General features: G+C 56.5%; 25 protein-coding genes. 8 read left to right on the plus strand and 17 right to left on the minus strand.

Going from position 1 to position 24,501, the window contains the following annotated elements; genetic code table 11:
• Positions 1–323: 323 nt before the first annotated feature.
• The 13 genes from P3C18_RS11865 to P3C18_RS11925 all read right to left on the minus strand — a co-directional run bounded on the left by P3C18_RS11865 (position 324) and on the right by P3C18_RS11925 (position 12,934).
• Complete coding sequence (locus P3C18_RS11865) at positions 324–995, minus strand: cold shock domain-containing protein (protein WP_275962061.1); 672 nt, start codon at positions 993–995, stop codon at positions 324–326.
• A 297-nt stretch (positions 996–1,292) separates the two neighbouring features.
• Positions 1,293–1,736 carry a hypothetical protein gene (locus tag P3C18_RS11870; protein ID WP_275962062.1) on the minus strand — a complete coding sequence of 148 codons (444 nt, stop codon included), beginning with the start codon at positions 1,734–1,736 and terminating at the stop codon, positions 1,293–1,295.
• 81 nt (positions 1,737–1,817) lie between these two features.
• Positions 1,818–2,372 carry a hypothetical protein gene (locus P3C18_RS11875; RefSeq protein ID WP_275962063.1) on the minus strand — a complete coding sequence of 185 codons (555 nt, stop codon included), beginning with the start codon at positions 2,370–2,372 and terminating at the stop codon, positions 1,818–1,820.
• Between the two features lie 88 nt (positions 2,373–2,460).
• Positions 2,461–3,069 (minus strand): hypothetical protein, encoded by a 609-nt coding sequence (locus P3C18_RS11880; RefSeq protein ID WP_275962064.1) that lies wholly within the window; start codon positions 3,067–3,069, stop codon positions 2,461–2,463.
• A gap of 116 nt (positions 3,070–3,185) precedes the next feature.
• On the minus strand, positions 3,186–3,635 hold the full coding sequence (locus tag P3C18_RS11885) for a DUF2314 domain-containing protein (RefSeq protein WP_275962065.1): 450 nt from the start codon (positions 3,633–3,635) through the stop codon (positions 3,186–3,188).
• Positions 3,636–4,371: 736 nt separating this feature from the next.
• Positions 4,372–4,662 (minus strand): hypothetical protein, encoded by a 291-nt coding sequence (locus P3C18_RS11890; protein WP_275962066.1) that lies wholly within the window; start codon positions 4,660–4,662, stop codon positions 4,372–4,374.
• A gap of 74 nt (positions 4,663–4,736) precedes the next feature.
• Positions 4,737–5,306, minus strand: coding sequence for a hypothetical protein (locus P3C18_RS11895; RefSeq protein WP_275962067.1), 570 nt, complete (start codon positions 5,304–5,306; stop codon positions 4,737–4,739).
• An 807-nt stretch (positions 5,307–6,113) separates the two neighbouring features.
• The gene (locus P3C18_RS11900) at positions 6,114–6,401 is read right to left on the minus strand and encodes a chorismate mutase (protein ID WP_275962068.1); all 288 of its coding nucleotides are present in this window, start codon (positions 6,399–6,401) and stop codon (positions 6,114–6,116) included.
• 386 nt (positions 6,402–6,787) lie between these two features.
• Complete coding sequence (locus P3C18_RS11905; RefSeq protein ID WP_275962069.1) at positions 6,788–7,390, minus strand: hypothetical protein; 603 nt, start codon at positions 7,388–7,390, stop codon at positions 6,788–6,790.
• Between the two features lie 94 nt (positions 7,391–7,484).
• Positions 7,485–8,015: a hypothetical protein gene (locus P3C18_RS11910; protein WP_275962070.1), complete on the minus strand. Its 531-nt coding sequence runs from the start codon at positions 8,013–8,015 to the stop codon at positions 7,485–7,487.
• A 468-nt stretch (positions 8,016–8,483) separates the two neighbouring features.
• Positions 8,484–8,834: a hypothetical protein gene (locus P3C18_RS11915; protein WP_275962071.1), complete on the minus strand. Its 351-nt coding sequence runs from the start codon at positions 8,832–8,834 to the stop codon at positions 8,484–8,486.
• A 214-nt stretch (positions 8,835–9,048) separates the two neighbouring features.
• The gene (locus tag P3C18_RS11920) at positions 9,049–10,542 is read right to left on the minus strand and encodes a M20 family peptidase (RefSeq protein ID WP_275962072.1); all 1,494 of its coding nucleotides are present in this window, start codon (positions 10,540–10,542) and stop codon (positions 9,049–9,051) included.
• Between the two features lie 16 nt (positions 10,543–10,558).
• Positions 10,559–12,934, minus strand: coding sequence for a penicillin acylase family protein (locus P3C18_RS11925; RefSeq protein WP_275962073.1), 2,376 nt, complete (start codon positions 12,932–12,934; stop codon positions 10,559–10,561).
• A gap of 114 nt (positions 12,935–13,048) precedes the next feature.
• On the opposite strand from P3C18_RS11925, the gene P3C18_RS11930 reads away from it, so the two are divergent.
• Both P3C18_RS11930 and P3C18_RS11935 read left to right on the plus strand, forming a co-directional pair.
• The gene (locus tag P3C18_RS11930) at positions 13,049–14,104 is read left to right on the plus strand and encodes an AraC family transcriptional regulator (protein WP_275962074.1); all 1,056 of its coding nucleotides are present in this window, start codon (positions 13,049–13,051) and stop codon (positions 14,102–14,104) included.
• 34 nt (positions 14,105–14,138) lie between these two features.
• On the plus strand, positions 14,139–14,924 hold the full coding sequence (locus P3C18_RS11935; protein WP_275962075.1) for a transporter substrate-binding domain-containing protein: 786 nt from the start codon (positions 14,139–14,141) through the stop codon (positions 14,922–14,924).
• Here P3C18_RS11935 and P3C18_RS11940 read toward each other — a convergent pair whose 3' ends face one another.
• Complete coding sequence (locus tag P3C18_RS11940; RefSeq protein WP_275962076.1) at positions 14,925–15,533, minus strand: DUF6436 domain-containing protein; 609 nt, start codon at positions 15,531–15,533, stop codon at positions 14,925–14,927.
• A gap of 85 nt (positions 15,534–15,618) precedes the next feature.
• Here P3C18_RS11940 and P3C18_RS11945 point away from each other — a divergent pair, with 85 nt between their 5' ends.
• A complete protein-coding gene (locus tag P3C18_RS11945; RefSeq protein ID WP_275962077.1) occupies positions 15,619–16,551 on the plus strand; it encodes an alpha/beta hydrolase in 933 nt (310 codons plus the stop codon).
• On the opposite strand, the gene P3C18_RS11950 is transcribed toward P3C18_RS11945, so the two are convergent.
• The gene (locus P3C18_RS11950) at positions 16,552–17,319 is read right to left on the minus strand and encodes a hypothetical protein (RefSeq protein WP_275962078.1); all 768 of its coding nucleotides are present in this window, start codon (positions 17,317–17,319) and stop codon (positions 16,552–16,554) included.
• Positions 17,320–17,423: 104 nt separating this feature from the next.
• Between P3C18_RS11950 and P3C18_RS11955 the strand changes: the two genes are divergently transcribed.
• Entirely contained in the window at positions 17,424–18,047 is a 624-nt protein-coding gene (locus tag P3C18_RS11955; protein ID WP_275962079.1) for a 2OG-Fe(II) oxygenase, read from the plus strand.
• Between the two features lie 20 nt (positions 18,048–18,067).
• Here P3C18_RS11955 and P3C18_RS11960 read toward each other — a convergent pair whose 3' ends face one another.
• Entirely contained in the window at positions 18,068–18,625 is a 558-nt protein-coding gene (locus tag P3C18_RS11960) for a DUF6160 family protein (RefSeq protein ID WP_346015630.1), read from the minus strand.
• Positions 18,626–18,847: 222 nt separating this feature from the next.
• On the opposite strand from P3C18_RS11960, the gene P3C18_RS11965 reads away from it, so the two are divergent.
• Entirely contained in the window at positions 18,848–19,336 is a 489-nt protein-coding gene (locus P3C18_RS11965) for a DUF523 domain-containing protein (RefSeq protein ID WP_275962080.1), read from the plus strand.
• A gap of 345 nt (positions 19,337–19,681) precedes the next feature.
• Here the strand turns inward: P3C18_RS11965 and serA are convergent, their stop codons facing one another.
• Positions 19,682–20,911 carry a phosphoglycerate dehydrogenase gene (gene serA / locus P3C18_RS11970; RefSeq protein ID WP_275962081.1) on the minus strand — a complete coding sequence of 410 codons (1,230 nt, stop codon included), beginning with the start codon at positions 20,909–20,911 and terminating at the stop codon, positions 19,682–19,684.
• 185 nt (positions 20,912–21,096) lie between these two features.
• Here serA and P3C18_RS11975 point away from each other — a divergent pair, with 185 nt between their 5' ends.
• From P3C18_RS11975 to P3C18_RS11985, 3 genes are all read left to right on the plus strand, one after another.
• Entirely contained in the window at positions 21,097–22,491 is a 1,395-nt protein-coding gene (locus tag P3C18_RS11975) for an FAD-binding oxidoreductase (RefSeq protein ID WP_275962082.1), read from the plus strand.
• Positions 22,492–22,732: 241 nt separating this feature from the next.
• Positions 22,733–23,398: a fumarylacetoacetate hydrolase family protein gene (locus P3C18_RS11980; protein ID WP_275962083.1), complete on the plus strand. Its 666-nt coding sequence runs from the start codon at positions 22,733–22,735 to the stop codon at positions 23,396–23,398.
• A 127-nt stretch (positions 23,399–23,525) separates the two neighbouring features.
• Positions 23,526–24,446, plus strand: a complete 921-nt coding sequence (locus P3C18_RS11985) for an SdiA-regulated domain-containing protein (protein WP_275962084.1) — start codon at positions 23,526–23,528, stop codon at positions 24,444–24,446.
• The last annotated feature ends 55 nt before the right edge of the window (positions 24,447–24,501 follow it).

A 24,501-nucleotide genomic window follows, 5' to 3' on the forward strand; every position in this document is an offset into this window, starting at 1 on the left:
CCCAATTGATGCCGTGGATGCTAGTAGCCCAATCCAAATCAAGAACCTAAACAATTTGTTTTTAAGGTTCAGTAAATAAGCTGTTATGACTAACGAAACAGCTAGCGGGATAGGGAATACCTCGGTTGGTATTGAGAAGAAGGCGTTTCTGTTAGCCCCTGCGAAAAATAAGAAAACACAACATATGAGCAGGCCAACCCAAAAAAAGTACTTAATGGTTGCGGATTTATTAGGCATGCGGTTCCTAACGTTTGGTTAAGGGGCGGGCTTTAGCCCGTCCCAGTGAGCGAAGCGAACGATTTGAACCACTAGTTAGGTTTAGCTTACACAATCCATGTGACCGCACCGACGACGCAGATGATCGGAACGGAAGCAATAACCAAAAACAAACCAAGGCAACCTGACTTGGATGAAGCATAAGAGCTTCGGCTTTCTTGTTGCTCTTTAGGTTGTTCGCGCAGCCATGCTTGGTGACAAGATTTGCAATATAACCTATTGAGCCCTCTATTCCAGGCAAGCACTGTTCTCTCGTCGTGACTGGAGACCAAGCGGCATTTTGAGCATGAGAACAGTTTATTTGCAGGCTGCTTCTTTCTGATTAATATGAAGAACATAACTAGTAGAAATATTGCACCGGGAACCAAGGCTGACTCTGGTGTCCCCGTTTTTATGAATAGACCCAGTGATATGGCAAGAAGTGCAGCCAAAATAGAATATGCAAAATAATCTAGTGCGTCTTTCTTAACCGGTTCTGTGACTATTTTTTTAGAGCTCCCCGGGTTCGCAAGTGATATACCTTCAAGTAGCACATGCGTTGCTTTCAGGCGACCTTGAGAGTCCTTGGCCACTTCAAAAATAACTACGTCACCAATTTCGGGTTTGCGAATTGCCTTTTTGATGCTTGATATGTGGAAGAACACCTGTTCGTTTTTACCTTCAGGACTGATGAAGCCGAAGCCCTTGTCATCCTTCCATGAAACAATTTTCCCTTTCATTCTTGTGGCGCTCTCATTTTTTAATAGCGTACCTAACGTATGGTTAAGGGGCGGGCTTTAGCCCGTCCCAGTGAGCGAAGCGAACGGTTTGAACCAGTTGTTATGATTCAGTGGCAGATGCATATGCCTGCTTCTTAAAGTAGCGTGAAAATAAATAAATTATTATAAGTATGACGTGGAGAAGATAAAGGTTTTTGAATGACTCAGTATCGAAATTTTCTTCAATTTTTTTCTCGATAAATACTGGAACAGCCAAGGCTGAAATAGTAAAAAACCAAGTCAATACTCTGAAAGCTCTTACTGTCTGAAGCTTTGTCCTGCCTCGTTGAAGGAAATAATAAATTCAGTTTTTAATGAGTACATTATTAGCGCCCCTATAAATTTCTGCCCGCCAATAACTGGCAGTTGTGGTGGCGAAATTAAGCCTGAGCATTGGGTGGATATTTCAAGATTCACCTCATCTTCTGTGATTTTTTCAAAGGCGCTATCTGTGATATATGAGGAAAACAATTCCTCTTTTCCACGCCAGCCAGCAAGCCATTCGCTGGCTAGCCAAAACTTTATTCCGTTATCGTTTGAGATTTTTGGTGCCCTAGAAATTCTTATAGTCTCTTCACCGTCTGGGACAGTAAATGAAAATTGTGGGTATGTTACATAGTAAAGACCAGGATAGCGTTCGAAATTAATGCTATCGCTCAGGAGTTTTTTGCCAAGTTTGCTGAATTCTATATGTGTAAACATAGAGCCTAACGTTTGGTTAAGGGGCTGGCTTTAGCCAGTCCCAGTGAGCGAAGCGAACGGTTTGAACCAGTTGTTATGTGATTAAAATTGCGGTCTGTAACAATCGTCGGGATAAGGAAGTCGATTGTTTATACCAACAAGAAATTCAAGATAAAGATTAACGCACTCTAAAAATTCGGACTCGGTTCCAATTGGCCGATCCTTAAATGCATGGATAGCATTTCTTCGCTGCTGGACTTTTTCAATTAGCCCTAAATCATCTTGATCTAATAACTGCTTTTTTATAAAAAATTGTCTTAATTTCTCTAGTGCCAAAACATCTGGGTCGACTAGTTTGCCTTTATTTTTTAAGCTGAATTCGTCGGTGCTGTAGTCTTGGTAAAAGACTGAAAGAAAGAGCTTGAGAGTCCCTTCAACTAGCGCGCCTAAGTTTGCCCAGGCTAAAATTAACTCTCCTGGTTTTGAATCAAGAGAGCTCCATATTTGTAATGTTTTAGATAATTCGACTTGCCAGTCAAGCCTCGACTTTGACATTAGCTCCGCTGCTTCTTTTGGAGCCCAGCCGTGGCTACTGCTCCAGAATTTTGCAAGCTGAGTATTACCAGAAATTATTCTTTCAATTGTTTTACTATGCATATTCACATAACGTTTGGTTAAGGGGCCGGCTTTAGCCGGTCCCGAGTGAGCGAAGCGAACGACTTGAACCACTAGTTAGGGGAGGATACTAATGAACCCCGACTAGCGATCTAAGCTTGCTTGTAAGCTCTTTCTTTAGCGCTGGTAATTGATCGAGGTCAGCGAGTGCCTTGTCTTGCCTTGAAAATAGTTTATCAAGATCTTCATTTGTTATTTTATGTCTGGAAATTCGCTGTTCAGCTCTGCGGTAATCTTCGACACTCCAAAATGTACCATTGCTGAACTTTTCAAATATTTCTTCGATTGACTCGGGCATTAGTATTTTGTGCTTTTCATAAAATCCTACCAAGTTGCGCCAGCACTCTATAAACTGTTCGTAAGCTTGGCTCTTGTTATCCGCGAGATGGGTTGCGCTTTGAACGCTCTTCTCGAACTCAACGGCGAGCGTAAATAGCTCCAAGATTGCATTTGCCTGCTTTTCAAATATTCCGCCGTAGGAAATTTGTAGCCTTATCCGTTCTTTTTCTAGTTCTGACTGGTAGCTTGCGATTACCTTATTGGCATTTTCTTCGATTTCTAATTTGAACTTGCTTATGTCTTTGTCGAGCCAGTGCGACAAGATCGATTTCAGCAGATAGCCCAAAATTCCCAGCACCAGTGCATTTGCTGCAATCGATCCTAAAATTGCTTCCCACACGAATTTGGACTCCTTCCCTAACGTTTGGTTAAGGGGCGGGCTTTAGCCCGTCCCAGTGAGCGAAGCGAGCGATTTGAACCAGTTGTTAGGCTGGGGCGTGAACGATTAACTGTAGGCTACTCGTATGACGCTACGCCAATATAACGGTCAAACTCTTTTCTTTCTTGCTCAGTAGCTAAGCGCTCTCTCGATACCCTAAGGGTGTATGCCCCCTTAGCATGACCTTTATCAATTACCATCCAATCAAAGACATCCTCTGGATCAAAGCCTAAGCGTTGGCCTCTTTGGTGCCACTTTTCAAAGCCTTCAGGGATTTCAAAAAATACTCCTGAAAGTAAATTCGTAGTTGGGTGGTACAAAACTTCGGATAACCACAAATAGAAAATATGATCCTTACCTTCTTTTTCGGATTTCTCTGGGTCAAGAAAACGTAGTTTCGCCATATAGGTAGACTCGTTCCCTGTTTTGACCATTTCAATGAAGTGATTGATTGTGTTCGCACACTGTTGATGAGCTCTTTCAATCTCTTTGTCGTTTTTATGGATGTCTTGGAATATGGGTTCCATTGAGCCTTTGCCTAACGTTTGGTTAAGGGGCGGGCTTTAGCCCGTCCCAGTGAGCGGAGCGAACGTTTTGAACCACTTGTTAGGCGCGGACTGGAGCCAAGCGCTGCAAGTTGTTGCACAACGATAGCCAACAGTGCTTTTGCTTTAAATGGCTGTTTCATGCGCTTTTTCTGCTCGGCAATTTTGGAGCGCCTCAGCGCCAGTTCGATGTCATGACTGGCGTGCAAGGCAATTGCGGAACCAAGATTTTTGCGCCGCCCGCGATTTCAAATACGCCAAATTCCTTTCATAAGAAGCACGCGGTTTTGAACTACTGATTTCGCGATTTTCCATGCGCCCGCATTCCTTTGCTTTGTGTGCCTAACGATAAGCTAAGGGGCGGGCTTTAGCCCGTCCCAGCGAACGAAGTGAGCGATTTGAGCGACTTGTTAGAGGTAAAGCGCTACGCATTATTGTGGCTCCAGTTCGGACCAGAGATGGTTTAGCCCCTTTGATTCCATTGCTGTTCCATAGTCCTGAAAACTGTTTTTGCTAATGGCGTTTTGATTTGCCCAGCTTGCTTCGCATTCTTCACAAACCCAAATTAATTCTCGCGTACTTATGATGCGCATTGGCCTTATGTGTCCTTGCTGGCACCTTGGGCACTCAAGGGTCATGAGCATTACCTCTAACGTTTGGTTAAGGGGCCGGCTTTAGCCGGTCCCGAGCGAGCGCAGCGAGCGGCTTGAACCATATGTTATACGCCAGCTGACGCAGAAACAGCGACCATAAGACCACGCTCGATATCTATATACTCTTCGATCCAGTTTTTCGGGTCGCCTAGATATGTATATTTTAGACTCGGGTATTGGTCTTGATAGTTTTTGTGGAAGCGCTTAGATAGCCAAATATTGGCTTTTTTCATGGGCCAGCCACCTGCTATTTCAACCATCGAATTTCCACATGAAAGCTCTGCATCTAAAAGCTCTCTCAGCGGCCCTTCAACTCTAGGAAGTATTTCGTTGAGGTCGTACTCGTATATTGTCATGGCGTATAACGTTTGGTTAAGGGGCGGGCTTTAGCCCGTCCCGAGTGAGCGCAGCGAACGGCTTGAACCACTTGTTAGGCATATGGATCATAGGTCGTGTCATCGTACTGAAGTGCCAATTGCCTGTATTTTTCTCGTAGCAAATAATTTTTTTCGAACCCAAATTCCCCGTCGTTATGAAAGCGGGCGATTGTCATACAGGCATCAGCAGAACCAGCTAGTGCTGCATTATGCAGAATATTTAACCCGGCTTCCGTGGATTTCTGAAAAGAACCATTTCCCCAAATTAATTCGCACGCATATATCCACATGCAATGAGAGTTGCCTTTTTCAGCAAGCTCTTTAAATATGTGGGATGCACGATATTTATCTTGAGGTATGCCATATTCGCCGAGGTCATAGAAAACGCCTACCTGATACTTGGCTTTGAGATCACCCAGCTCTGCAGCTTTGAACATGCCTTCTACATACATGCGCTCACACTCATCCTCGGGTATATCTGGAGCGAAAAAGCTAGAGTTAATCCGAATAGCTGCCGGAATATTCTTTTCCACAAGAGGGGGTAGAATTATTTTTAGAAGATCGAAGTCCCCTTCTTGAAAAGCTCTTTCGGCTTGATCAATGTCGCTATGACGGTCACTCATTGAATATGCCTAACGATTAAGCTAAGGGTCCGGCTTTAGCCGGTCCCAGCGAACGAAGTGAGCGATTTGAGCGCATTGTTATAAGCCTTCTTGAGCGTCGAAGTAGTTAAATACAGAATTACTTGCATTGTCATGGAAACACAGTCGCTCTGTGTTTGAGATGACCGCCCCAGAAATTAGTTTAAAGACTAGTTCAGGTGAAAACTCTACTCCATTGGCCTCAAGCCTTGCTCCGTCATGCAGTGTTCCCGTTTGAAATGCATAGCTGAGGCAGATACTCCGTCGCGCCTTTAGATCAACGCCATGGCGCTCCAATATTCGATCAAGGTCTTGAATGAGTATTCGTTGGTACTCAAGGGCTATTTCGGCGTACGTAGGTTTCTGGCTCATGGCATTGGCTTATAACGTTTGGTTAAGGGGCCGCGGAACGCGGTCCCGAGCGAGCGAAGCGAGCGGCTTGAACCAGTTGTTAGGCAGCGGACTTCGAGTCGGACGAAGGACTTGCTGCCAGCGCTGAGCTTAACCGGCGGGGCGCACGGTGTGTCGGTTTCGACCCCGGAAGTTATTTGTGATGTGCACATTTCCTGAAAGCAACTCCCTTGCTGAGCACAAATAACGGCCTCTATCTTCAGACGGCCACTCGATTCTGTTCTGGCGCCGCGATGCGGCTGCTGTGTTCCGGTGCACGGTCATCGACCATGGCTTTGCTCTTACGCCTAACGTTTGGTTAAGGGGCGGGCTTTAGCCCGTCCCGAGTGAGCGAAGCGAACGACTTGAACCACTTGTTAGGGTTCCCCACGATCTTCGTTAAGCACGCGAGTGCTCTTTAAGCTCTGCCTCAATAAAGGCCGAGATCATGGCACGATAGACGCTTTCTACTACCGCAGGGTTAGCTCCTTGCTCTTGTGCAAGTGATGTGACTTTTGAAATTACTTGCTCTACCCGGCTGGGTGCTTTTACTTCGCTTGTTGTCTTTTTGAATGATGCTGCTTGGGTGACAAGATTTCCACGCACTGCGAGTAATGCAACAATTTTGCGGTCTATATTGTCGATGTTTTCGCGTACTTCGTTTAGTGAGTTACACCTGACATCCATGTACGTCGTACTCCTATTTTTGCTCTGACCCTAACGTTTGGCTAAGGGGCGGGCTTTAGCCCGTCCCAGTGAGCGCAGCGAACGATTTGAGCCAGTTGTTAGGCCTGGCAGGTCTGACAAGGTAGCCGCCGCAACGCAGAAAGAAAAGGCAGGCACCGCCGATGCTAGTGTCGGATTTGGTAAGTTAATTGTTACGTTGTCCGGCATAAACCAACTCCTTTTGATAATGCCAGTAACTATGGAAAATGTACTGGCGACGCGGTGTTGTGGGTGATGCAAACGGAAAAAATTATTCCGGAGGTTGCCTAACGATTAAGCTAACGGGCGGCCAAAAGCGCAGCTTTTGGACGTCCAGCGAACGAAGTGAGCGATAGTTGAGCGCATTGTTATGTCTTTATTTCCGTTAGACGGGTCATGAAATTTAGTTTGGATTTGGAGAAATACTCAATTTCTGACTCGCTTTCTGGAAAGCTGTTGATTAAATATTGCTGTGCTGTTTGCGAAGTTTCGAACTCAAATAAGACGTTTACGCCAGCCGTAGAGTCCTTGATTCCGTCCTTGTATTTTTCGTCGCTAAATTTTATGTGGAAGTCAAAATAGCTTCGTGAGCCAGGATTTAGGATTGGGCTGTAGTTTTCTTCTGGAGATACCACACTAAAAATATCATCTTGTTTGTATAAGGTTCTTTTCTTGTCAGAGAGCGCAAATATTGAGATTTCTTCAATTTTTGCGGATGCAGGTAGCGCTCCTCTGTTTGTAACGTAACACTCTACATGCCAGGTCCAGTTATCTAGTTTTGTATTGCTGCATGATGTTTCTAGATTTGTGGATAAGCTGGATATTGCCTTCTGTACTTCGATGGCGGTTTTTTGTTGCTCTATTCGAAGCTTGGGCTTCTCTATGAGTTGATAATTTATTCCAAATTGAATAGTTGCGCCGATAATAACTCCAGCAAGGCCGGAAACCATTGAGACGCTGTATTCTTTCATGTCTACTCCTTAGACATAACGTTTGGTTAAGGGGCGGGCTTTAGCCCGTCCCAGTGAGCGAAGCGAACGATTTGAACCACTTGTTAGGCTTTGCCTAGATTACTGGATGGTAAGGAAAATTCTTAAGCTCACTTTCTGTGCACTGAGATTTTAGATTGATTTCAGGTTCCTGGTAACTCATACCACCATCAAGAATTTCATACTTGTTCATGCTTATTAATGTGTTTTCTCTGAGGTTAACTAAAATCGAATATCCGGTATTTACCCAGGTTTTAGGGTTGTATGTGCTGTCGTGAAATTTGATGCTCAAATAATACGGAAGATTCGACTCGTCGTGATACCAAGAGCCGGATGCTATTACAGTGTTGATTTTTTTCGTTTCTAGAAGGCTGCTAAGACACGTAGGAAATAGTAGGGATTTCCCGCCGATGCGTAGTTCTAGTTTAGAAACAGATGCGGATGTACTTTCTTTGGAAAATTCAATATCTAGCTTTGCAGCCCCAAACTCTGGAGGTATTCCGGATATTGATCCGTCGGCACTTATCGGCAGTGAAGTGTCTTCGTGAGCTGAAGCAATGCTATTGAATATAAAAAATGTTATGAGGCTTGCGATGATTTTTTTCATAGGGCCTAACGTTTGGTTAAGGGGCGGGCTTTAGCCCGTCCCAGTGAGCGCAGCGAGCGTTTTGAACCACTTGTTAGGCGCGGACTTGAGCCGGGCGTTGCAAGTGGTTGCACCACGATAGCCAACAGTGCTTTTGCTTTAAATGGCTTTTTCATGCTGTTGTGCTGTTTCATGTGCTTTTTCTGCTTGGCGATTTTGGTGCGCCTCAGCGCCAGTTCGATGTCATGACTGGCGTGTAGGGCATTGCGGAACTAAGATTTTTTGCCCCGCCTGCGATTTCAAATACGCCAAATTCCTTTCACAAGAAACACACGGTTTTGAACTATTGATTCCGCAATTTTCCATGCGCCCGCATTCCTTTGCTTTGTGTGCCTAACTATAATTAGACGACATTTCCAAATCTGCACGCTATTGCCACTGCTGGCAGTAAGTATCCAAATCTGGCTATCCCGTATCCATATGTGACCATCAGTTATTGATGATCCGTTCTTGCAATCCCAGTTGCACTGCCGCTTTGTAACTCAACAGCCATGCTTTCTCTTCAGGCTGCCATTTGCCGCCAGCCTGCTTTACCGCCAATTGCATGTCTTTCTCGTGAAAACTGATGCGCACGAATACCAACGCCGTTGATTGTTTGGGCGTATGGGCGCGGGTTTTCGCTGGTTTGTGTTTGCGTTCGACGATCAATTCGACGGTGGTGTAGCTGATTTGCTTTTCCGCGTCGTGGCGGTAGCGCACGGCGACCAGGTCGTCGCCGTAGCGTTCGACAAAGCGTTTGGTGCCGTTTTTGCCTGGCTTGAGGCTTTTTACAACGTCCATATCGTGCCCCGTTAGGTCGCGGTGTCCTGCTGGCAGTCTGCCTGCATCCGTTGGACGGCTCAAGCCGGGCATAAGGTGGATAAACTTCGAGTTGTCCACCTTACAAATGACGGCCGCGCGCCGGGGGGAAGTTACGAAGCGTTTTCCAGCATTTGCGGCTTTGTGCTGGCCACAGCGCGTGCGAGGGGCGTTGCGCCCCTCGCGTGCTCTCGGCCTAGTTCGCCGGGTTATTCAGGCTCTGCAGCAGCCGGTAATAGAAGCCGCTGGCATTGGCCAGCGTATCGATCCCCACGCGCTCGTTGGTGCCGTGCATGCGCGGCAGGTCGTCGCGTTCCATCAGCAGCGGGCTGAAGCGGAAGATGTTGTCGGTCAGCGGCTCGTAGTAGCGCGAGTCGGTGCCGCCAACGGTGAGGTTGGGGCTGACCAGGGTGTTGCTGAAGCTCTGCCGGATCACTTCGGCGAAGGCTTTGTAGGTTTCGCCGTTGACGTCGGAAACCGCCGAGGGCTCGCGGCCGGCGGGCATGATTTTGACTTGAATCTGTTCATCCGCCACGGCGCTGCGTACATGTGCGGCCACGCTTTCGATGCTGTCGCGTGGGTGGATGCGCAGGTTGAGGGTGGCGCGGGCGCTGGGCGGCAGAACGTTTTCCTTGATGCCGGCGCGCAGCAGGGTCGGTGACAATGAGGTTTGCATTTGTGCAGCGCCGGCTGGCGAGGCGGCCAGTTGCTGTTCCACCAATGGGCCGAACAGCCAGAGGTTGGCGAAGATCAATCGATAGCCGAAGGATTGCGCCGGGGTAAAGCTGGCCAACAGGTCGCCGGTGGGGCCGTCGAAGCCGCGTTGAAATGGCGCATCGCCTACCCGTTGCAAGGCCTGGCTCAAGCGGCCGATGGCGGTTTCATCGAAGGCTGGCGGCTGTGAGGAATGGCCGCCCTGGGCGTTGGCTTGAAGAGTCAGGCTGACGTAGCCCTTTTCCGCGATACCGACCACTGCGACATCCTGGCTGACGCCGGGGATTTGCCCGCGCACCACAAAGCCGCCTTCATCGCTGACCCAGGCCAGGCGTTTGCCTTGCTCCTGCAATTGCGCGGCGATGCGCCGGTTGCCTTGGTGGCCGCCAATCTCTTCATCGTGACCGAAGGCCAGCAGCACATCGCGTTGCGGCTGGAAGCCTTGGGCGATCAGGGTTTCCACCGCTTCGAGGATCGCCACCATCGAGCCTTTGCTGTCGATGGCGCCACGGCCCCAGATAAAGCCATCGGCTATCGCCCCGGAAAACGGCGGGTGGCTCCATAGCTCTTCGGTGCCGGGCGCGACGGGCACTACGTCCTGGTGCGCCATCAACAGGGCTGCGGGCAGTTGGCTGTCCTTGCCCGGCCAGCGCAGCAGGATGCTCGGGCTGCCGGTGGGCAGTTGTTCAGTGCTTGCCGTCAGGCGTGGGTAGCGCTGCGTCAGCCACTCGCGTAGGCCGGCAAAGGCAGCATCGCTGGCAGCCTGTTGGCTGGCCGGGGTGCCGACCTGATGCGACAGGGTGGGCAGGCGAATCGCCGCCGCCAAACTCTCAGCTGCACGTTGTGCATCCAACCCCTCGGGCAGGCTGACAGGTGCGTTGTTGAAGGCGGCGGGCGGCAGCAGCAATGTGCGGCCGACGACTACGCCAATCAGGCCGAATAGGGCGATCAATACAACCAATAACAGGCGTTTCATTGCAGGCTCCGGGCGCTTAGGGGCGAAGAATCAGCTGGCTGCGGCTATTGGCTTTGATCGCCTCGGCATCCAGGTGCATCGGCACGTACTCACCACGAATATAGGCGTCGGCCTGGTCCTTGTAGTGCTTATCGAACAGCACGCCGCTCTGGCCAACCGGGTTGATGCCCAGCGCGCTGCTGGTGTCGGCCATATCGATCAGGCGGCGGGTCGAGGGGCCGTAGACCACTGACCAGGGCGCCGGGCCGACTGGTTGCGACAGGTTGTTCGGCGTTTCATGGCCGCCCGGCGCGGCGAATGGGCCGACGTCGAACAGCTTATCCAGCGGCTGCTGTTGGCCCAGCGGATGGCTATGGGTGAGGGTATGCGCGCTGCCCCAGGTCCACTGAGTGGTGTCGTCACCCAGAGTGCTGCGCAGATGGGCAAGGCTGGCCTGCCAGGCGGCTTTGACGGTGTCGGCACGGCTTTCCACGGCGTCGCTGCCGCGCTTGTCCCACCAGGGCGAGTTGGCGTCGGCGGCCAGGCGCGGCAGGGCGCTGTCGAGCACGCGGGTTTGCAGCAGGTTGGCGAAGAAGGCTTCGCCCAGCTCGTCAGCCATGGCCGCAAATGTCAGTTGATAGACCAGCTGGTTGAACAGCGTAGCGGCGGTGGCGTCGAGGCTGTGCTGGCCATCCCAGCTCAACAGTTGCTCGACCAGGGCTTGCCCGCCGGCATCACCCGCTGCTGCGCGCAGGTCGGCGGCCAATGGTGCAAGCAGGCGCTGCGGATAGCCGGTGCCAGGGTCGAGCTGCAGGGCTTGGCTGTTGCTCAAGTCCCATTTCACGCTGCTGTCGCTCAGGCGCTCATCCAGGCGCTGGCCACGGTCGGCGAGGTTGTAGTAGCCGGGTATTTCCATGCCGGTCGGCGAAATGGGCTGGTAGTTGGCCGAGACGATATAACCGCGCGCCGGGTTCTCTTCCTGCGGGTTGGCGCTGAACGGGAAGTAGCCGTCTTTCTCCGCTTCGCCGTTGCTGCCGTCGAGGATAAATCTCGGGTTGACCCCGGCCGGGCGGCGCGGCAGTTTCGCCGCCGCCCACCAGCCGATATCGCCCGTGGCATTGGCCCACACCACGTTCAGCCCCGGCGCCTCGATATGCTCGACGGCGGCGCGGGCCTGCTCCAGGCTGGCGGCGCGGTTGAGCTGGTAGAAGCCGTCGAGGATCGGGTTTTCGGTTTCCAGAAACGCCCACCACATGGCAATCGGCGTGCTGCCGACCGTTTCGCCCAGGGCACTGTTGATCAGTGGGCCATGGGGCGAGCGGCGGATGGTCAGGCTGACCGGCGCGGCGTCCTTGACGGTTATCTGCTCGACGCGGCTTTGCAGTTCGACCCACTGGCCGCGGTACCAGACCTGGTTGGGGTTGTCCGGGTTGGTTTTCTCGGCGATCAGGTCGAGGTCGTCGTTCTGGAACATGGTCAGGCTCCAGGCGAAATCGCGGTTATGACCCAGCGAAGCTACCGGGTTGAGCGCCTGGTGATGGCCGTACAGGCTGAAACCGGGATAACTCAGGTTGGCCTCGTACCACACCGACGGCACCGCGAAGCGGATATGCGGGTCGCCGGCCAGCAGTGGTTTGCCGCTGGCGGTGCGGCTGCCGGACACCGCCCAGGCGTTGCTGCCTTCGAACTGCGGCAAACCGGCATTTAGCAGCGCGGCGTGGCTTAGCTCGGCGATGGCGTTGAGGTCCTGCCAGTCGCCGGCCGCGAGGTTCTGCCCGACCACGCCCTGCGGGTGCCAGTCGAGGTCAAAGGCCTTGAGGTAATCGGCGCCCAGTTGGTCGCGGATATGTGTCAGCACCGGCTCGGTGCGAAACGCCGCGGCGAAACTGTAGGCCATATAACCGGCGACGCTGAGGGTATCGGCGGTGGTGAAGGGGCGTTTTTCGATGCCCAGCACATCGAACTCTACCGGTGCCGGACGGCTGGCCTGGTACTGATTGATGCCATCCAGATAGGCCTGCAGCGCCTGGCTAGCCGGGGTGTTCATGTCCATCTTCGCCGCATAGCGGTCGGCGTGCTCGCGAATACCCAGGGTGCGGAACAGGCGGTCGGTGTCGACCAGCTTGCTGCCGAGAATTTCCGCCAGCTCGCCACGAGCCAGGCGCCGCAGAATTTCCATTTGAAACAGACGATCCTGAGCGTGCACATAACCCAGCACGCGGTACATATCGGCCTCGTTCTGCGCCTGGATATGCGGCACGCCGCGCTCGTCGTAATCCACCGTGACCGGCGCCTGCAGTGAACTCAGGCTCAGCTCGCCCGCGCGTTGCGGTTGCTTGCTGTCGAGGTACCAGTAAGCGCCGGCGGCAGTGGCGGCGACTATTACGGCAAGGACGGTCAGGGTGCGTTTCATGGGTGTTCCTTGTTATAGGTTTTATCAGCGCCGCCATTGTGCGGGCGGATTGCGGTGCCGACATTGACCAAGTGCAGCGGGAGTGAAAGTCTTTGGTCAATCAAAGGAGGGTGTATGAATCAGGATCCGCATAACAGCATTGCCAGCGCGCTGACGCATTCCTCGACCCTGCGCCGCCTGCTCTATGAGGCGCTGGCGGAGTTGGGCCTCGACCCGACTGACACCTATCGCCAGGCCTATCAGGGCGTGGTGCTGGCGCCGCCGCTGCTTAATGCTCGCGAGGATCACGACAATGCGCCGCGCTTCTGGCAGGCACTGGCGGGCATCAGTGGTGATGTCGATATCGGCCTGCACCTGGGTGAAACCATGCAGCCACGGCCGCTGGATGTGGTCGGTTATCTGCTGCTGGCCAGCCGCGATCTGGGACAGGCGCTGGAGGGGTTTGTGCGCTTTCAGCACATTCTGTCCGGAGGCTTTGCTGCGCGTCTGGAGTTGGATGACGAGCAGGCGCGACTGATCTTCGACCTCAACTACCGTGGTGTCGGCTCGCTGCGTCAGCAGATGGAGTGCCTGGCGCTGTTGCTGCAGAAGATGCTCGCCAGCATCAACAATGACGGCAGCTTTCGCCTGGCTGGGCTGGATTTTCGTCACCCGGCACCGCGCCGGCTGAGTGAGCATCGGCGTTTGTTCGGGCTGCTGCCGCGCTTTGCCCAGGCTCATGACGCACTGATCTTCCCGCGCGCCTGGCTGGGTCGGCCATCGCGCAGCGCTAACCCACGGCTGTTCGCGGTGCTCTGGGCGCAGGCGGAAGTGGAGCTGGCGGAGCTGGAGGAAAACCAGCTGCTCAACCGCGTGCGCTACTGGCTGGAGGTCAATCTGGGCGTGCAGTTGTGTGACCTGCCGCATTGCGCCAAGGCTCTGGGTTATAGCGTTGGCGGCTTGCAGCGGGCGCTGGCCGAACAGCAGCAGAGCTTTCGCCAGTTGCACGATGAGGTGCGCCGTCTGCGCGCCCAGGCCCTGCTCGACAGTGGCCTGGCGATCCGCGAAGTGGCCCGTGCCTGCGGCTTTGCCGAGCTGTCACCGTTCTACCGCGCGTTCAAGCGCTGGCAGGGCGAGACGCCGCAGGGCTTTCGCCGACAGTCGGTTGTGGGAATGGCTCGGCCAGACTGATCTAGCCTTTCTACACAGGCCTGAGGTAGTGGTTATGTGGCGAATGATGGCGAGTGGAGTGTTGGCGCTGCTGGCGATGCCCTGCCTGGCGGCGCCGCCAGTGCAGATTTGTCTGGGCGACAGCAATGAGTGGCCGCCTTACACCTATTGGCAGCGCAGCGATGGCGAGGTGGACCGCAGCCGTCTGACTGGGTCGGCCAGCACCCTGGTGCTGGAGATTCTGCAGCGCTTGCAGCTGAGCTATGAGGTGCACTACATGCCCTGGGCGCGGGTGCAGCAGGAGCTGGCGGATTTTGCTGAGAAGGGCCGTTGCGAACTGACCTGGGATGCCAGCTACAACGCCGAGCGTGCGGCCTACGCGCATTACAGCGCGCGCCTCTACGCAACGCGGCTTGGGCTGTTCTACTCCGCTCAGCGCTTTGCCGAAGTGCCGTTACCCGCCTTGCTGCAGAACCTGCAGCCGTATCGGGTGTGCGGGGTGATTGGCTACAACTACCAGCCGTTTGGCCTGGGCGAGCCGATCAAGCGCTTCCCCGGCATTCAGCAGAACCTGGATATGCTGCAGCGTCAGCGCTGCGACTTCTTCCCCAGCGAGATCGAGCCGTTATATGGCGGCCTGGCGCTGGGTATCTATCAGGGCCATGAACAATTACGGCATGTTCCACTGGTCGCCAATAAGGAGTTCTTTCTGCTGGTCAGCAAGGGCTCAGCGCGGGGTGAACGTCTGGTCAGCCAGTTTGATCAGCAGCTTAAACAGCTGCAGGCCAGCGGCGAGGCGCAGCAGATCTTTCAGCGTTTTACGCCGGACGGCCTGAAGTAGTCAGTGGCTCTGCCAGTCGCAGAAACAGCCTACTGCGAGCGTGTTGCTGGCGTTGACCGGGCGCTCTTCAATCAGCGCATCGAGAATCGGTTCGATAAAGCTGTTGCTGGAGGTGCATACGGCGCCTTCGCTGTAGGGGCCGAAGTAGGCCAGTTGGCCGTTGCGGTCCCAGATCGCCACCGCCGGGCTGGCAGGGATCTGCGAGCTGCCCGCCAGCTCTGCCAGCGGTTGCAGGGCGCTGAGGGTGCTGGGCAGCTGGCCGCTACTGCCGGGTTTTTGCACGGCATAGAAGCTCACGCCCTGGGGGTCGAAGCGTTCGATCAATTCGGCCAGGTGCTGCTGGTTGCCGACATTGCACGGGCAGGCCGGGTCCCAGAAGTGCACCAGACGGATCGGCCCGGGGCCGGCCAGCTCATCCGGCAGGCGCAGCTGCTCGCCGTAGAACAGCGCGGTCTGCTCGCTGAAACTGCGCAGGTAGCGCGCTTCATACCACCAGTAGGCGGCGAGCATGGCGGCGGCCCAGAGCAGAATCAGCAGGCTGGCGAGTAGGGTCTTGCGCGTGGGTCGAGTCATCGGCGGTCTTCGGCAAACAGGCGCGCAGCTTGCCATGACTGGCGCGACAGCTGAATATCCGCAACCTGATTGCACAGCCCTGGATGGTCTGTGACTAGCCCGTAAGTTTGATGGAAGCCTTATGCCAGAGCCGTTTCAGCCGGAAAACCTGCTTGCCAGTCTGCGACCCTTGGCCGCAGCCGTTGCCCTGTCACCGGCCGAACAGGCATACCGGCAGTTTTACGGCTTCAGCGATACCTCGGCTACGCACAGCCGTATGGGCACGCTGCAGGCGGGCGGCTACCAGATTGCGCTACAGGCCTGGTGGCCTGAGCAGCCGCGCGCCACGTTGGTGCTGCTGCATGGTTACTACGACCACGTTGGCCTGTACCGCCATGTGGTCGAGTGGGCACTGGGCATGGGCTTTGCCGTGTTGAGCTTTGATCTGCCGGGGCATGGCCTGTCCAGCGGCGCGCGCGCCAGCATCGGCGATTTTGCCGAGTACCAGACGGTGTTGCAGGCGGTGCTGGCTGAAGCCGCCGTACTAGAGCTGCCGCAACCCTGGCACCTGTGCGGGCAAAGCACTGGCGGGGCGATTCTGATTGATTACCTGCTGACCGGCGAGCCGTTGGCGCAGATCGGCGAAACCATTCTGCTGGCGCCGCTGGTGCGGCCGCGGGCCTGGGTTTGGTCGCAGCTCAGTTACCGGGTGATGCGCAATTTTGTCAGCGAGATTCCCCGACGCTTTAGCGTCAACTCCAGCGACGCGGCGTTTATCGACTTCGTCCATCATCAGGACCCGCTGCAGCCGCGCAATCTGCCAACTGCCTGGGTCGGCGCACTTAGTCAGTGGGTGCCGCGTATCGAGGCGGCGCCGCGCAGTGCGCGCAGCCCGTTGATCATTCAGGGGGAGGCGGATATGACCGTGGCCTGGCAGCACAACCTTCAGGTGTTGCAGGACAAATTTGCCGCGCCGCAGATTCTGCGTCTGCCCGAGGCGCGTCACCACCTGGCCAATGAAGCGCCGGCTTTGCGCCAGCGCTACTTCGAGTTTCTTAGCCAGCGCTTGAGCTAATCAGATACCGCGCGGTGCTGGGGTTAGTGCTGCGCTGCTCTGGCCAACCGCCAGGCCGCTGCGAATGGCGGCCAGTGCGGCCTGGTAGTAGGTCTTGCCGCTTTCTGACTGGGCAAAGCTGACAAACTCTTCCAGCTCCGGATCGCTCAGCTCGCGGTAGACGTGCAGCAGGGTGTTATCCAGATCCGCACCAATCTGTTCCATCAGGCGCTGACGCTGGCCATTGAGCATGGCTTGTGCGCTGTCGCCCCCGAGCAGGCCGGGGAGCATTTGGCTAAGGCTGTCGGCAGCTACGCCGGCCAGCGCCAGGCTGACTTCCGCGCCGGCTTCTTTGGCCGGCAGGGCTTGGGCCAGGTGGCGAATCAGCAAGCGACGAGTGGCGCTGGCCTCACTGCGCGGCAGGCCGTTGGCGTAGCGCGCCAGTTGATCGCTGCGGGTGGCTAGCAGTTCGGCGTCGACAATCTTGCGCCCCAGTGGCGACTGGAAGAATTGCAAAGCGCTGCCCGGGTTGCCGAGGCTGTCACGCAGGCCCTGCTGGGCGCGCTGATCCACCGCGGCGGCGGCGAAGCGCTGGTTGCTGTTATTCACCAGCGCCTGGTGCACCGCCGGCGGCAGACTGCTGCGGTAGCGTTCCTGGGCGGCCTGCAGGGCATCGCTGAAGTGCATGCGCTGCTGCGGCCAGCCGGCCGCCTGATACAGCTGCAGGTAATCGTCCGCCAGGGCGGGCAGGCTGAGCAGCAGGGTCAGTACAACGGAAAGGGCGCGCATTAAGGACTCCATTCAGGGGCGGCTATTTTCTGCGGCATGCTGACGCTTGTCGAGGCTCGGCGTGGCTGTGAATCAAACACCGACAGGCTGGTAGAATCGCCGGCATGACGACCGATACCCACACCGCGCTCCTGACCCGCATCGTTGACGACCTGGCCGAACACGGTTGGTCGCTGCAGCCGCAGTTTATTGCCCCATCTCTGACCCTCGAATTGGCCGAAGAGTGCCGTAAACGTGCCGCACAAGGTGCGTTGGCACCCGCCGGCGTCGGCCGTGGCGCGCAGCAGCAGATCCGCGAAGGGGTGCGCGGCGATCATATTCAGTGGTTGGAAGCCGGTCAGGCCGAGGCTTGTGATCAATATCTGCAGGTGTTTGATGAGCTGCGCGTGGCGCTGAACCAAGGCTTGTACCTGGGGCTGGAGGATTTCGAGGGGCACTTCGCCCTGTATCCGCCGGGGGCGTTCTACCAGAAGCATGTGGACCGCTTTCGCGATGATGATCGCCGCGCTGTGTCGGCGGTGTTCTATCTCAATGAGGGTTGGCAGGCAGAGCACGGCGGCGCGCTGCGTTTGTATCTGCCGAATGGCGAGACCCGCGATGTATTGCCGCAAGCGGGCAGCCTGCTGCTGTTTCTCTCCGCCGATATGCCCCACGAAGTATTGCCGGCAACGCGCGAGCGGCTGTCATTGACCGGCTGGTTTCGCCGGCGGGGCAATGGGCCGCTGTAATCGGCCTAACAGAACTGCTCTTAGTGGCCCCAGACCTTAAAGGTTCCACGCAGATCGGTGATATCGCGCATCTCGATACTGCCCAGGCGGCTTTCGCCGACGTACATATCGGCGGCGACGCGCACGCGAATGCGCTGCGCCGGGATGCCGCTGGCCACCAACTGTTCGTTGATGGTGGTGAGGTCGGGCAGGGTCAGCTGCAGTTGCTGCTGGCCGCTGCCATTGGTCACCACATCGATTTTCAGCGTGGGCAGGTTGACGCCGAAAATCGGCAAGGTCAGACCCAGCTGCGCGGCGCCGAAGGCAAAGTTGCCACCGGAGCCGTTCGGGCAGCTGGTCGGGGTGGTGCAGCCGTTGTCGATCTTCACATTGCGCAGCGAGGCGTGGCCGCCGTCATCGCTCCAGCGCACCTGGCCGATGGTCGCCAGCACATCCGCGCGGATGCTGATGCCGGCCTGCCCGCTGATCTCGCTCAGGCTCTGGTTATCCATCGGCAGCAGGGCCGCCTGGCTCGGCAGGGCATAGGCCGCAAGGCTGGCAGTGAGTAGCAGGGCGAAGGTGCGAAGTGGGCGATGCATGGAGGCGTCCTCTCTTAGAGTGGCGTGAGTCTGTGCCTGGCCTGGCGTGCGCGCCATTGGCCCAGGGCGCTTCCCGCCGAAGGATAGGTCGGCGTTGTGCGCGGATGGGGTTGCCCGCGTGAAGCGCTTGGCAATCTGCTCGGCACCCCGTCCCTTTGATCGGCGGCCAGTAAGCGCAGTAACCTGGCAGTGTTACGGCGGGTGACTGAATGAGCGTGAACGATGCAGAAGATTCTGGTGAGCCGCTGTCTGTTGGGCCAGCGCGTACGTTATGACGGCGGCGCCCATGGCCCGTTTACTGTGCTTGAGCGTTGGCAGCGGGAGGGCCGCATTGTGCCGCTGTGCCCGGAAGTTGCCGGCGGTCTGCCAACCCCGCGTGCGCCCGCGGAGATTGCCGGTGGCCAGGGGGCACAGGTACTCGACGGGCATCTGCCGGTGCTGACCGTGGACGGCGAGGATGTTACTGCCGCCTTTGTCGAAGGTGCCGAGCAGGCGCTGGCGCTGGTGGCGAAATATGGCATCCGCATGGCGCTGCTTAAGGCGCGCAGCCCCTCGTGCGGTAATCGGGAGAATTACGACGGCAGTTTTAGCGGCACCAAGGTCGCCGGTGAAGGCGTGACCGCTGCGGCCTTACGCCGTGCTGGGGTGCAGGTGTTTAGCGAAGAAGAGCTGCCGGCCGCCGAGGCGGCGCTACGCGAATTAGAAGTTTGAACCGCCTAGCAAGTAGGTTGGGTTGAGGAGCAACGCGACGAAGCCCAACGATGCAGGCAGAGTTCTGTTGGGCTTCGCTGCGCTCAACGCTAACCTACCGCACAGCGCCGCTCGGCTGAGCAGCCGTGAAATTGCTATCAACAAAAAGGGAGGCCGAAGCCTCCCTTTTTCGTATCGCGGCAACGCCTAGAACCTGTATTACGATCTCGCGAGCTAGAGTCCTGCAAGGCAAGAACAGGCGAGGAAGCGGAGTGTACTGTTGTACATGAGCATTCCGACTGGGCTCGCATTCGAGCCTGTTTTTAACGCAGCAGGGCCGACGCGCAGCAGATCGTAACCAGGTTCTTAGAACAGTACGCGGCTACGGATAGTGCCTTTAACGTGCTGCAGCTTCTCCAGCGCCAGGTCGGAGTAATCGGCGTCGACGTCGATGACCACGTAACCAACCTTGTCGTTGGTCTGCAGGAACTGGCCGGAGATGTTGATGCCGTTTTCGGCGAACACATTGTTGATCTCGCTCATCACACCCGGGATGTTGGCGTGGATGTGCAGCAGGCGGTGTTTGCCCGGGTGCGCCGGCAGGGCCACTTCGGGGAAGTTGACCGAGGACACCGAGGTACCGTTGTCGCTGTACTTGACCAGCTTCTCGGCCACTTCCAGGCCGATGTTGGCCTGAGCTTCGGCAGTCGAACCACCGATATGCGGAGTCAGGATCACGCGATCCAGGCCGCGCAGCGGGCTTTCGAACTCTTCGTCGTTGGACTTCGGCTCGACCGGGAACACGTCGATGGCTGCGCCGATCAGGTGCTCGTCCTTGATCGCGGCGGCCAGATGCTCCAGCTCGACCACGGTGCCGCGTGCGGCGTTGATCAGGATGCCGCCCTTCTTCATCGCGCGGATTTCTTTCTCGCCGATCATCCACTGGGTGGATGGCAGCTCAGGCACGTGCAGCGACACGATGTCGCACAGGCCCAGCAGGTCATGCAGCTTGGCGATCTGGGTGGCGTTGCCCAGCGGCAGCTTGGTTACGGTGTCGTAGAAGAACACCTGCATGCCCATGGCTTCGGCGAGTACCGAGAGCTGGGTGCCGATGGAGCCGTAGCCGACGATACCCAGCTTCTTACCGCGGATTTCGAAGGAGTTGGCCGCCGATTTGATCCAGCCGCCACGGTGGCAGGAGGCGTTCTTCTCGGGGATGCCGCGCAGCAGCAGGATGGCCTGGGCCAGTACCAGTTCGGCCACCGAGCGGGTGTTCGAATACGGTGCGTTGAACACGGCGATACCGCGCTCGCGGGCGGCGTCGAGGTCAACCTGGTTGGTGCCGATGCAGAAGCAACCGACGGCGACCAGGCGCTTGGCGCAGTCAAAGACCTCGGCAGTCAGCTGGGTGCGCGAGCGGATACCGATAAAGTGCGCGTCGGCGATCTTTTCTTTCAGCTCGTCGTCGGAGAGTGCGCCCTTGAGGTACTCGATGTTGGTGTAACCAGCGGCCTTCAGGGTGTCCACTGCATTCTGGTGGACGCCTTCAAGAAGAAGGAACTTGATCTTGCTCTTGTCGAGAGAGGTCTTGCTCATCGGAGTACCTGTTGTCCCACAAATAGTGTCAGGGAAGAGGCCGAGCGCCGTCGGCCGCAGCCCGCAGATCGGCGCGGGGGCACGATTCACGGGGGGCGTATGCTAGCATACGAGCCCCGCGAAACACCTACCCTGGCAGATGAAGCGTGCTCAGGGTGACCATGAATCGTTTGAGAGTTCCGTAGATGACCAACCCTGCGCTGATCGAAGAGCTGAAGACCCTGGTTGAGCCCGGCAAGGTGCTCACCGATGCCGATTCCCTCAACGCCTACGGCAAGGACTGGACCAAGCACTTCGCCCCAGCGCCGCTGGCGATTGCCTTCCCCAAGAGCATCGAGCAGGTGCAGGCCATCGTCCGTTGGGCCAATCAGCATAAGGTCGCACTGGTGCCCTCCGGTGGTCGTACCGGTTTGTCCGCTGGCGCTGTGGCAGCCAATGGTGAAGTGGTGGTGGCCTTCGACTATATGAACCAGATTCTTGACTTCAACGAATTCGACCGCACTGCTGTGTGCCAGCCCGGTGTAGTGACCAAGCAGTTGCAGATGTTCGCCGAGGACAAGGGCCTGTATTACCCAGTGGATTTCGCCTCGGCCGGCTCCAGCCAGATTGGCGGCAATATCGGCACCAATGCCGGCGGCATCAAGGTGATTCGCTACGGCATGACCCGCAACTGGGTGGCTGGCCTCAAGGTCGTCACCGGCACCGGCGAGCTGCTGGAGCTGAACAAGGACCTGATCAAGAACGCCACCGGTTATGACATGCGTCAGCTGTTTATCGGCGCCGAAGGCACCCTGGGCTTCGTCGTCGAGGCCACCATGCGCCTGGACCGTGCGCCAAAGAACCTCACCGCGATGGTGCTCGGCACTCCGGATTTCGATTCGATCATGCCGGTGCTGCATGCCTTCCAGAGCAAGCTGGACCTGACCGCCTTCGAGTTCTTCTCCGACAAGGCCCTGGCCAAGATCATGGCCCGTGGCGACGTGCCGGCGGCGTTTGAAACCGATTGCCCGTTCTACGCCCTGCTGGAATTCGAAGCCACCACCGAGGAAGTCGCCGAAGCGGCCCTGGCCACCTTCGAGCATTGTGTCGAACAGGGGTGGGTGCTGGATGGCGTGATGAGCCAGAGCGAGCAGCAGCTGCAGAACCTGTGGAAGCTGCGCGAGTACATCTCGGAAACCATCAGCCACTGGACACCGTACAAGAACGACATCTCTGTCACTGTGTCGAAAGTGCCAGCGTTTCTGCACGATATCGACCGCATTGTCGGCGAACACTATCCGGACTTCGAAATCGTCTGGTTCGGCCATATCGGCGACGGCAACCTGCACCTGAATATCTTGAAGCCGGAGAACCTGTCCAAGGACGAGTTCTTCGCCAAGTGCGCCACGGTCAACAAGTGGGTGTTCGAGACCGTGCATAAGTACAACGGCTCGATCAGCGCCGAACACGGTGTGGGCATGACCAAGCGCGATTACCTGACCTACAGCCGCTCGCAAGCCGAGATTGGCTATATGAAGGCGATCAAGGCAGTGTTTGACCCGAACGGCATCATGAATCCGGGTAAGATCTTCCCGCTTTGATTGACCTTGATCATCTGTAGCCCGGATAAGCCTTGGCGTAATCCGGGGCAGCGGCGCCGCGGATTGCGCTGCGCTTATCCAGGCTACGAAATCGTGCTTTGGTCGCAACGACGGCCGGCCCTAAAGCGGGCATGATCGTCGGGCGGGTGTAGCCCGCCATTATCAGGTGGCGGGTTTCACCCGCCCTACACGGCACGCTCCCATAAAGAGCAGCGCAACGCATTCCCATAAGGAGTTGCCCATGAGCTACCAGCATCAGTATGTCGATGGCACCCATATCCACTTCCCCATGGGCAAGGTGGTGTGCATCGGCCGTAACTACGCCGAGCATGCCAAGGAACTGAATAACCCGGTGCCGACTGAGCCGTTGCTGTTTATCAAGGCGGGCAGCTGTGTGGTGCCGCTGGATGACGGCTTTACCCTGGTCGAGGGTAAGGGTGATGTGCATTACGAGGCGGAAATCGCCGTGCTGATTGGCAAGCCACTGTCGCGTACGCCGAATGCCGAGGAAGTGCGCGACGCCATTTCCGGCTTCGCCCCGGCTCTGGACCTGACCCTGCGCGACCTGCAGGCCACGCTCAAGGCCAAGGGCTACCCCTGGGAAACTGCCAAATCCTTCGACGGTGCCTGCGTGCTGGCGCCGTTCGTGCCGGGCGATGCAGTCGAAGACCTTGCCGATATCGGTATCCGCCTGGCAATCAACGGTGAAGTGCGTCAGGACGGCAACAGCCGCGACATGCTCAACCCGATCTTGCCGATGATCCAGCACATCTGCGGCCACTTCAGTCTGCAGCCCGGCGATGTGATCCTCACCGGCACGCCAGTCGGCGTCGGCCCGCTGCACAAGGGCGATGCGCTGGTGCTGGAGCTGGTTGGTCATAGCCGCTTCGAGAGTCGCGCGCTTTAACCGCAACGGCTAGTCGCCAGCTGATATAAAACGGCACCTGGAGGTGCCGGCTAGTCTGGCGGCTTAACAGAAACTTAAGGATTGCTCTCTAGTCTGATAGCCATCGTGTTCTGCTGAGTTGTGTGCGATGTCGATCTGGATTGCTCGGCTGGTGCGTCTGCGCTGGCTAATTGTGCTGCTGTTCCTGCTCACGGTTGCTCTGCTGGTGGCCAATTACCGTCATTGGGATGATCGACTGTCCTTCTGGTTTCAACAGCAACAGGTGGGGCCTGCCGAGCAGCAGGCGAGCATCTGGTTGCCTGGCTATAAGGCTGTGCTGCAGGGCAGGCCGTTGCAGGGGCTGGAAGACGACGAGGTGTCCGGGCTGACCTACAGCCCCGAGAGCGACACCCTGTTCACCGTAACCGGGAAGCACCCACAGTTGATTGAGCTGACTCTGGATGGCCAGGTGATGCAGCGCATCGACCTGCATGGCTTCTCCAACCCTGAAGGGGTGGAAATGCTCGCCGATGGTCGCCTGGCGATTATCGATGAGCGTAAGCGCACCCTGACCACCTTCAAGCTCGGCGCGCTGACTCGCAGCCTGGAGTTTGACGATCTGGCGTCCTTCGATCTGGGCTTTATCGATGCCGGCAACAAGGGCTTCGAGGGCATTGCCTGGGATTCGCGCAACGAGCGCGTGCTGCTGGGCAAGGAGCGAGGTCCGCTGGGGCTGTTCAGCATGCCTTTTCCTGGTGAGGACGGCGCGGTCGGAGCCCTTGAGCCGCTGAGCACCGGGCATCTGTTTCTGCGCGATATTTCCTCGCTGAGTTACGACGCCCGCACCGGCCATGCCCTGGTGCTCTCGGATGAGTCGCGCCTGCTGCTGGAAGTGAACGAGCAGGGTGAGCCGGTCAGCTTTATCAGCCTGGCGCGCGGTATGAATGGCCTGCGCCAGGGCATCGGCCAGGCCGAAGGGGTGACCATGGATGCGGCCGGCAATATCTATATCGTCAGCGAGCCCAACCTGTTCTACGTCTTGCACAAAGAGCCGGCGGCAGCGGATTAAGTTTGGCTTAAGCGCCGATTAAGCCTGGCTTCAGCTAGGCCCTCTACTCTGGCCC

The sequence above is a fragment of the Pseudomonas sp. 1928-m genome (assembly GCF_029269135.1).
Classification (GTDB): Bacteria; Pseudomonadota; Gammaproteobacteria; order Pseudomonadales; family Pseudomonadaceae; genus Aquipseudomonas.

Excerpts from the sequence above, each read along its gene's own strand:
- P3C18_RS11865 (WP_275962061.1), bottom strand. The coding sequence starts at position 995 with ATGAAAGGGAAAATTGTTTCATGGAAGGATGACAAGGGCTTCGGCTTC.
- P3C18_RS11870 (WP_275962062.1), bottom strand. The coding sequence starts at position 1,736 with ATGTTTACACATATAGAATTCAGCAAACTTGGCAAAAAACTCCTGAGC.
- P3C18_RS11875 (WP_275962063.1), bottom strand. The coding sequence starts at position 2,372 with ATGCATAGTAAAACAATTGAAAGAATAATTTCTGGTAATACTCAGCTT.
- P3C18_RS11885 (WP_275962065.1), bottom strand. The coding sequence starts at position 3,635 with ATGGAACCCATATTCCAAGACATCCATAAAAACGACAAAGAGATTGAA.
- P3C18_RS11890 (WP_275962066.1), bottom strand. The coding sequence starts at position 4,662 with ATGACAATATACGAGTACGACCTCAACGAAATACTTCCTAGAGTTGAA.
- P3C18_RS11895 (WP_275962067.1), bottom strand. The coding sequence starts at position 5,306 with ATGAGTGACCGTCATAGCGACATTGATCAAGCCGAAAGAGCTTTTCAA.
- P3C18_RS11900 (WP_275962068.1), bottom strand. The coding sequence starts at position 6,401 with ATGGATGTCAGGTGTAACTCACTAAACGAAGTACGCGAAAACATCGAC.
- P3C18_RS11905 (WP_275962069.1), bottom strand. The coding sequence starts at position 7,390 with ATGAAAGAATACAGCGTCTCAATGGTTTCCGGCCTTGCTGGAGTTATT.
- P3C18_RS11910 (WP_275962070.1), bottom strand. The coding sequence starts at position 8,015 with ATGAAAAAAATCATCGCAAGCCTCATAACATTTTTTATATTCAATAGC.
- P3C18_RS11915 (WP_275962071.1), bottom strand. The coding sequence starts at position 8,834 with ATGGACGTTGTAAAAAGCCTCAAGCCAGGCAAAAACGGCACCAAACGC.
- P3C18_RS11920 (WP_275962072.1), bottom strand. The coding sequence starts at position 10,542 with ATGAAACGCCTGTTATTGGTTGTATTGATCGCCCTATTCGGCCTGATT.
- P3C18_RS11925 (WP_275962073.1), bottom strand. The coding sequence starts at position 12,934 with ATGAAACGCACCCTGACCGTCCTTGCCGTAATAGTCGCCGCCACTGCC.
- P3C18_RS11930 (WP_275962074.1), top strand. The coding sequence starts at position 13,049 with ATGAATCAGGATCCGCATAACAGCATTGCCAGCGCGCTGACGCATTCC.
- P3C18_RS11935 (WP_275962075.1), top strand. The coding sequence starts at position 14,139 with ATGTGGCGAATGATGGCGAGTGGAGTGTTGGCGCTGCTGGCGATGCCC.
- P3C18_RS11940 (WP_275962076.1), bottom strand. The coding sequence starts at position 15,533 with ATGGCAAGCTGCGCGCCTGTTTGCCGAAGACCGCCGATGACTCGACCC.
- P3C18_RS11945 (WP_275962077.1), top strand. The coding sequence starts at position 15,619 with ATGCCAGAGCCGTTTCAGCCGGAAAACCTGCTTGCCAGTCTGCGACCC.
- P3C18_RS11950 (WP_275962078.1), bottom strand. The coding sequence starts at position 17,319 with ATGCGCGCCCTTTCCGTTGTACTGACCCTGCTGCTCAGCCTGCCCGCC.
- P3C18_RS11955 (WP_275962079.1), top strand. The coding sequence starts at position 17,424 with ATGACGACCGATACCCACACCGCGCTCCTGACCCGCATCGTTGACGAC.
- P3C18_RS11960 (WP_346015630.1), bottom strand. The coding sequence starts at position 18,625 with ATGCATCGCCCACTTCGCACCTTCGCCCTGCTACTCACTGCCAGCCTT.
- P3C18_RS11965 (WP_275962080.1), top strand. The coding sequence starts at position 18,848 with ATGCAGAAGATTCTGGTGAGCCGCTGTCTGTTGGGCCAGCGCGTACGT.
- serA (WP_275962081.1), bottom strand. The coding sequence starts at position 20,911 with ATGAGCAAGACCTCTCTCGACAAGAGCAAGATCAAGTTCCTTCTTCTT.
- P3C18_RS11975 (WP_275962082.1), top strand. The coding sequence starts at position 21,097 with ATGACCAACCCTGCGCTGATCGAAGAGCTGAAGACCCTGGTTGAGCCC.
- P3C18_RS11980 (WP_275962083.1), top strand. The coding sequence starts at position 22,733 with ATGAGCTACCAGCATCAGTATGTCGATGGCACCCATATCCACTTCCCC.
- P3C18_RS11985 (WP_275962084.1), top strand. The coding sequence starts at position 23,526 with ATGTCGATCTGGATTGCTCGGCTGGTGCGTCTGCGCTGGCTAATTGTG.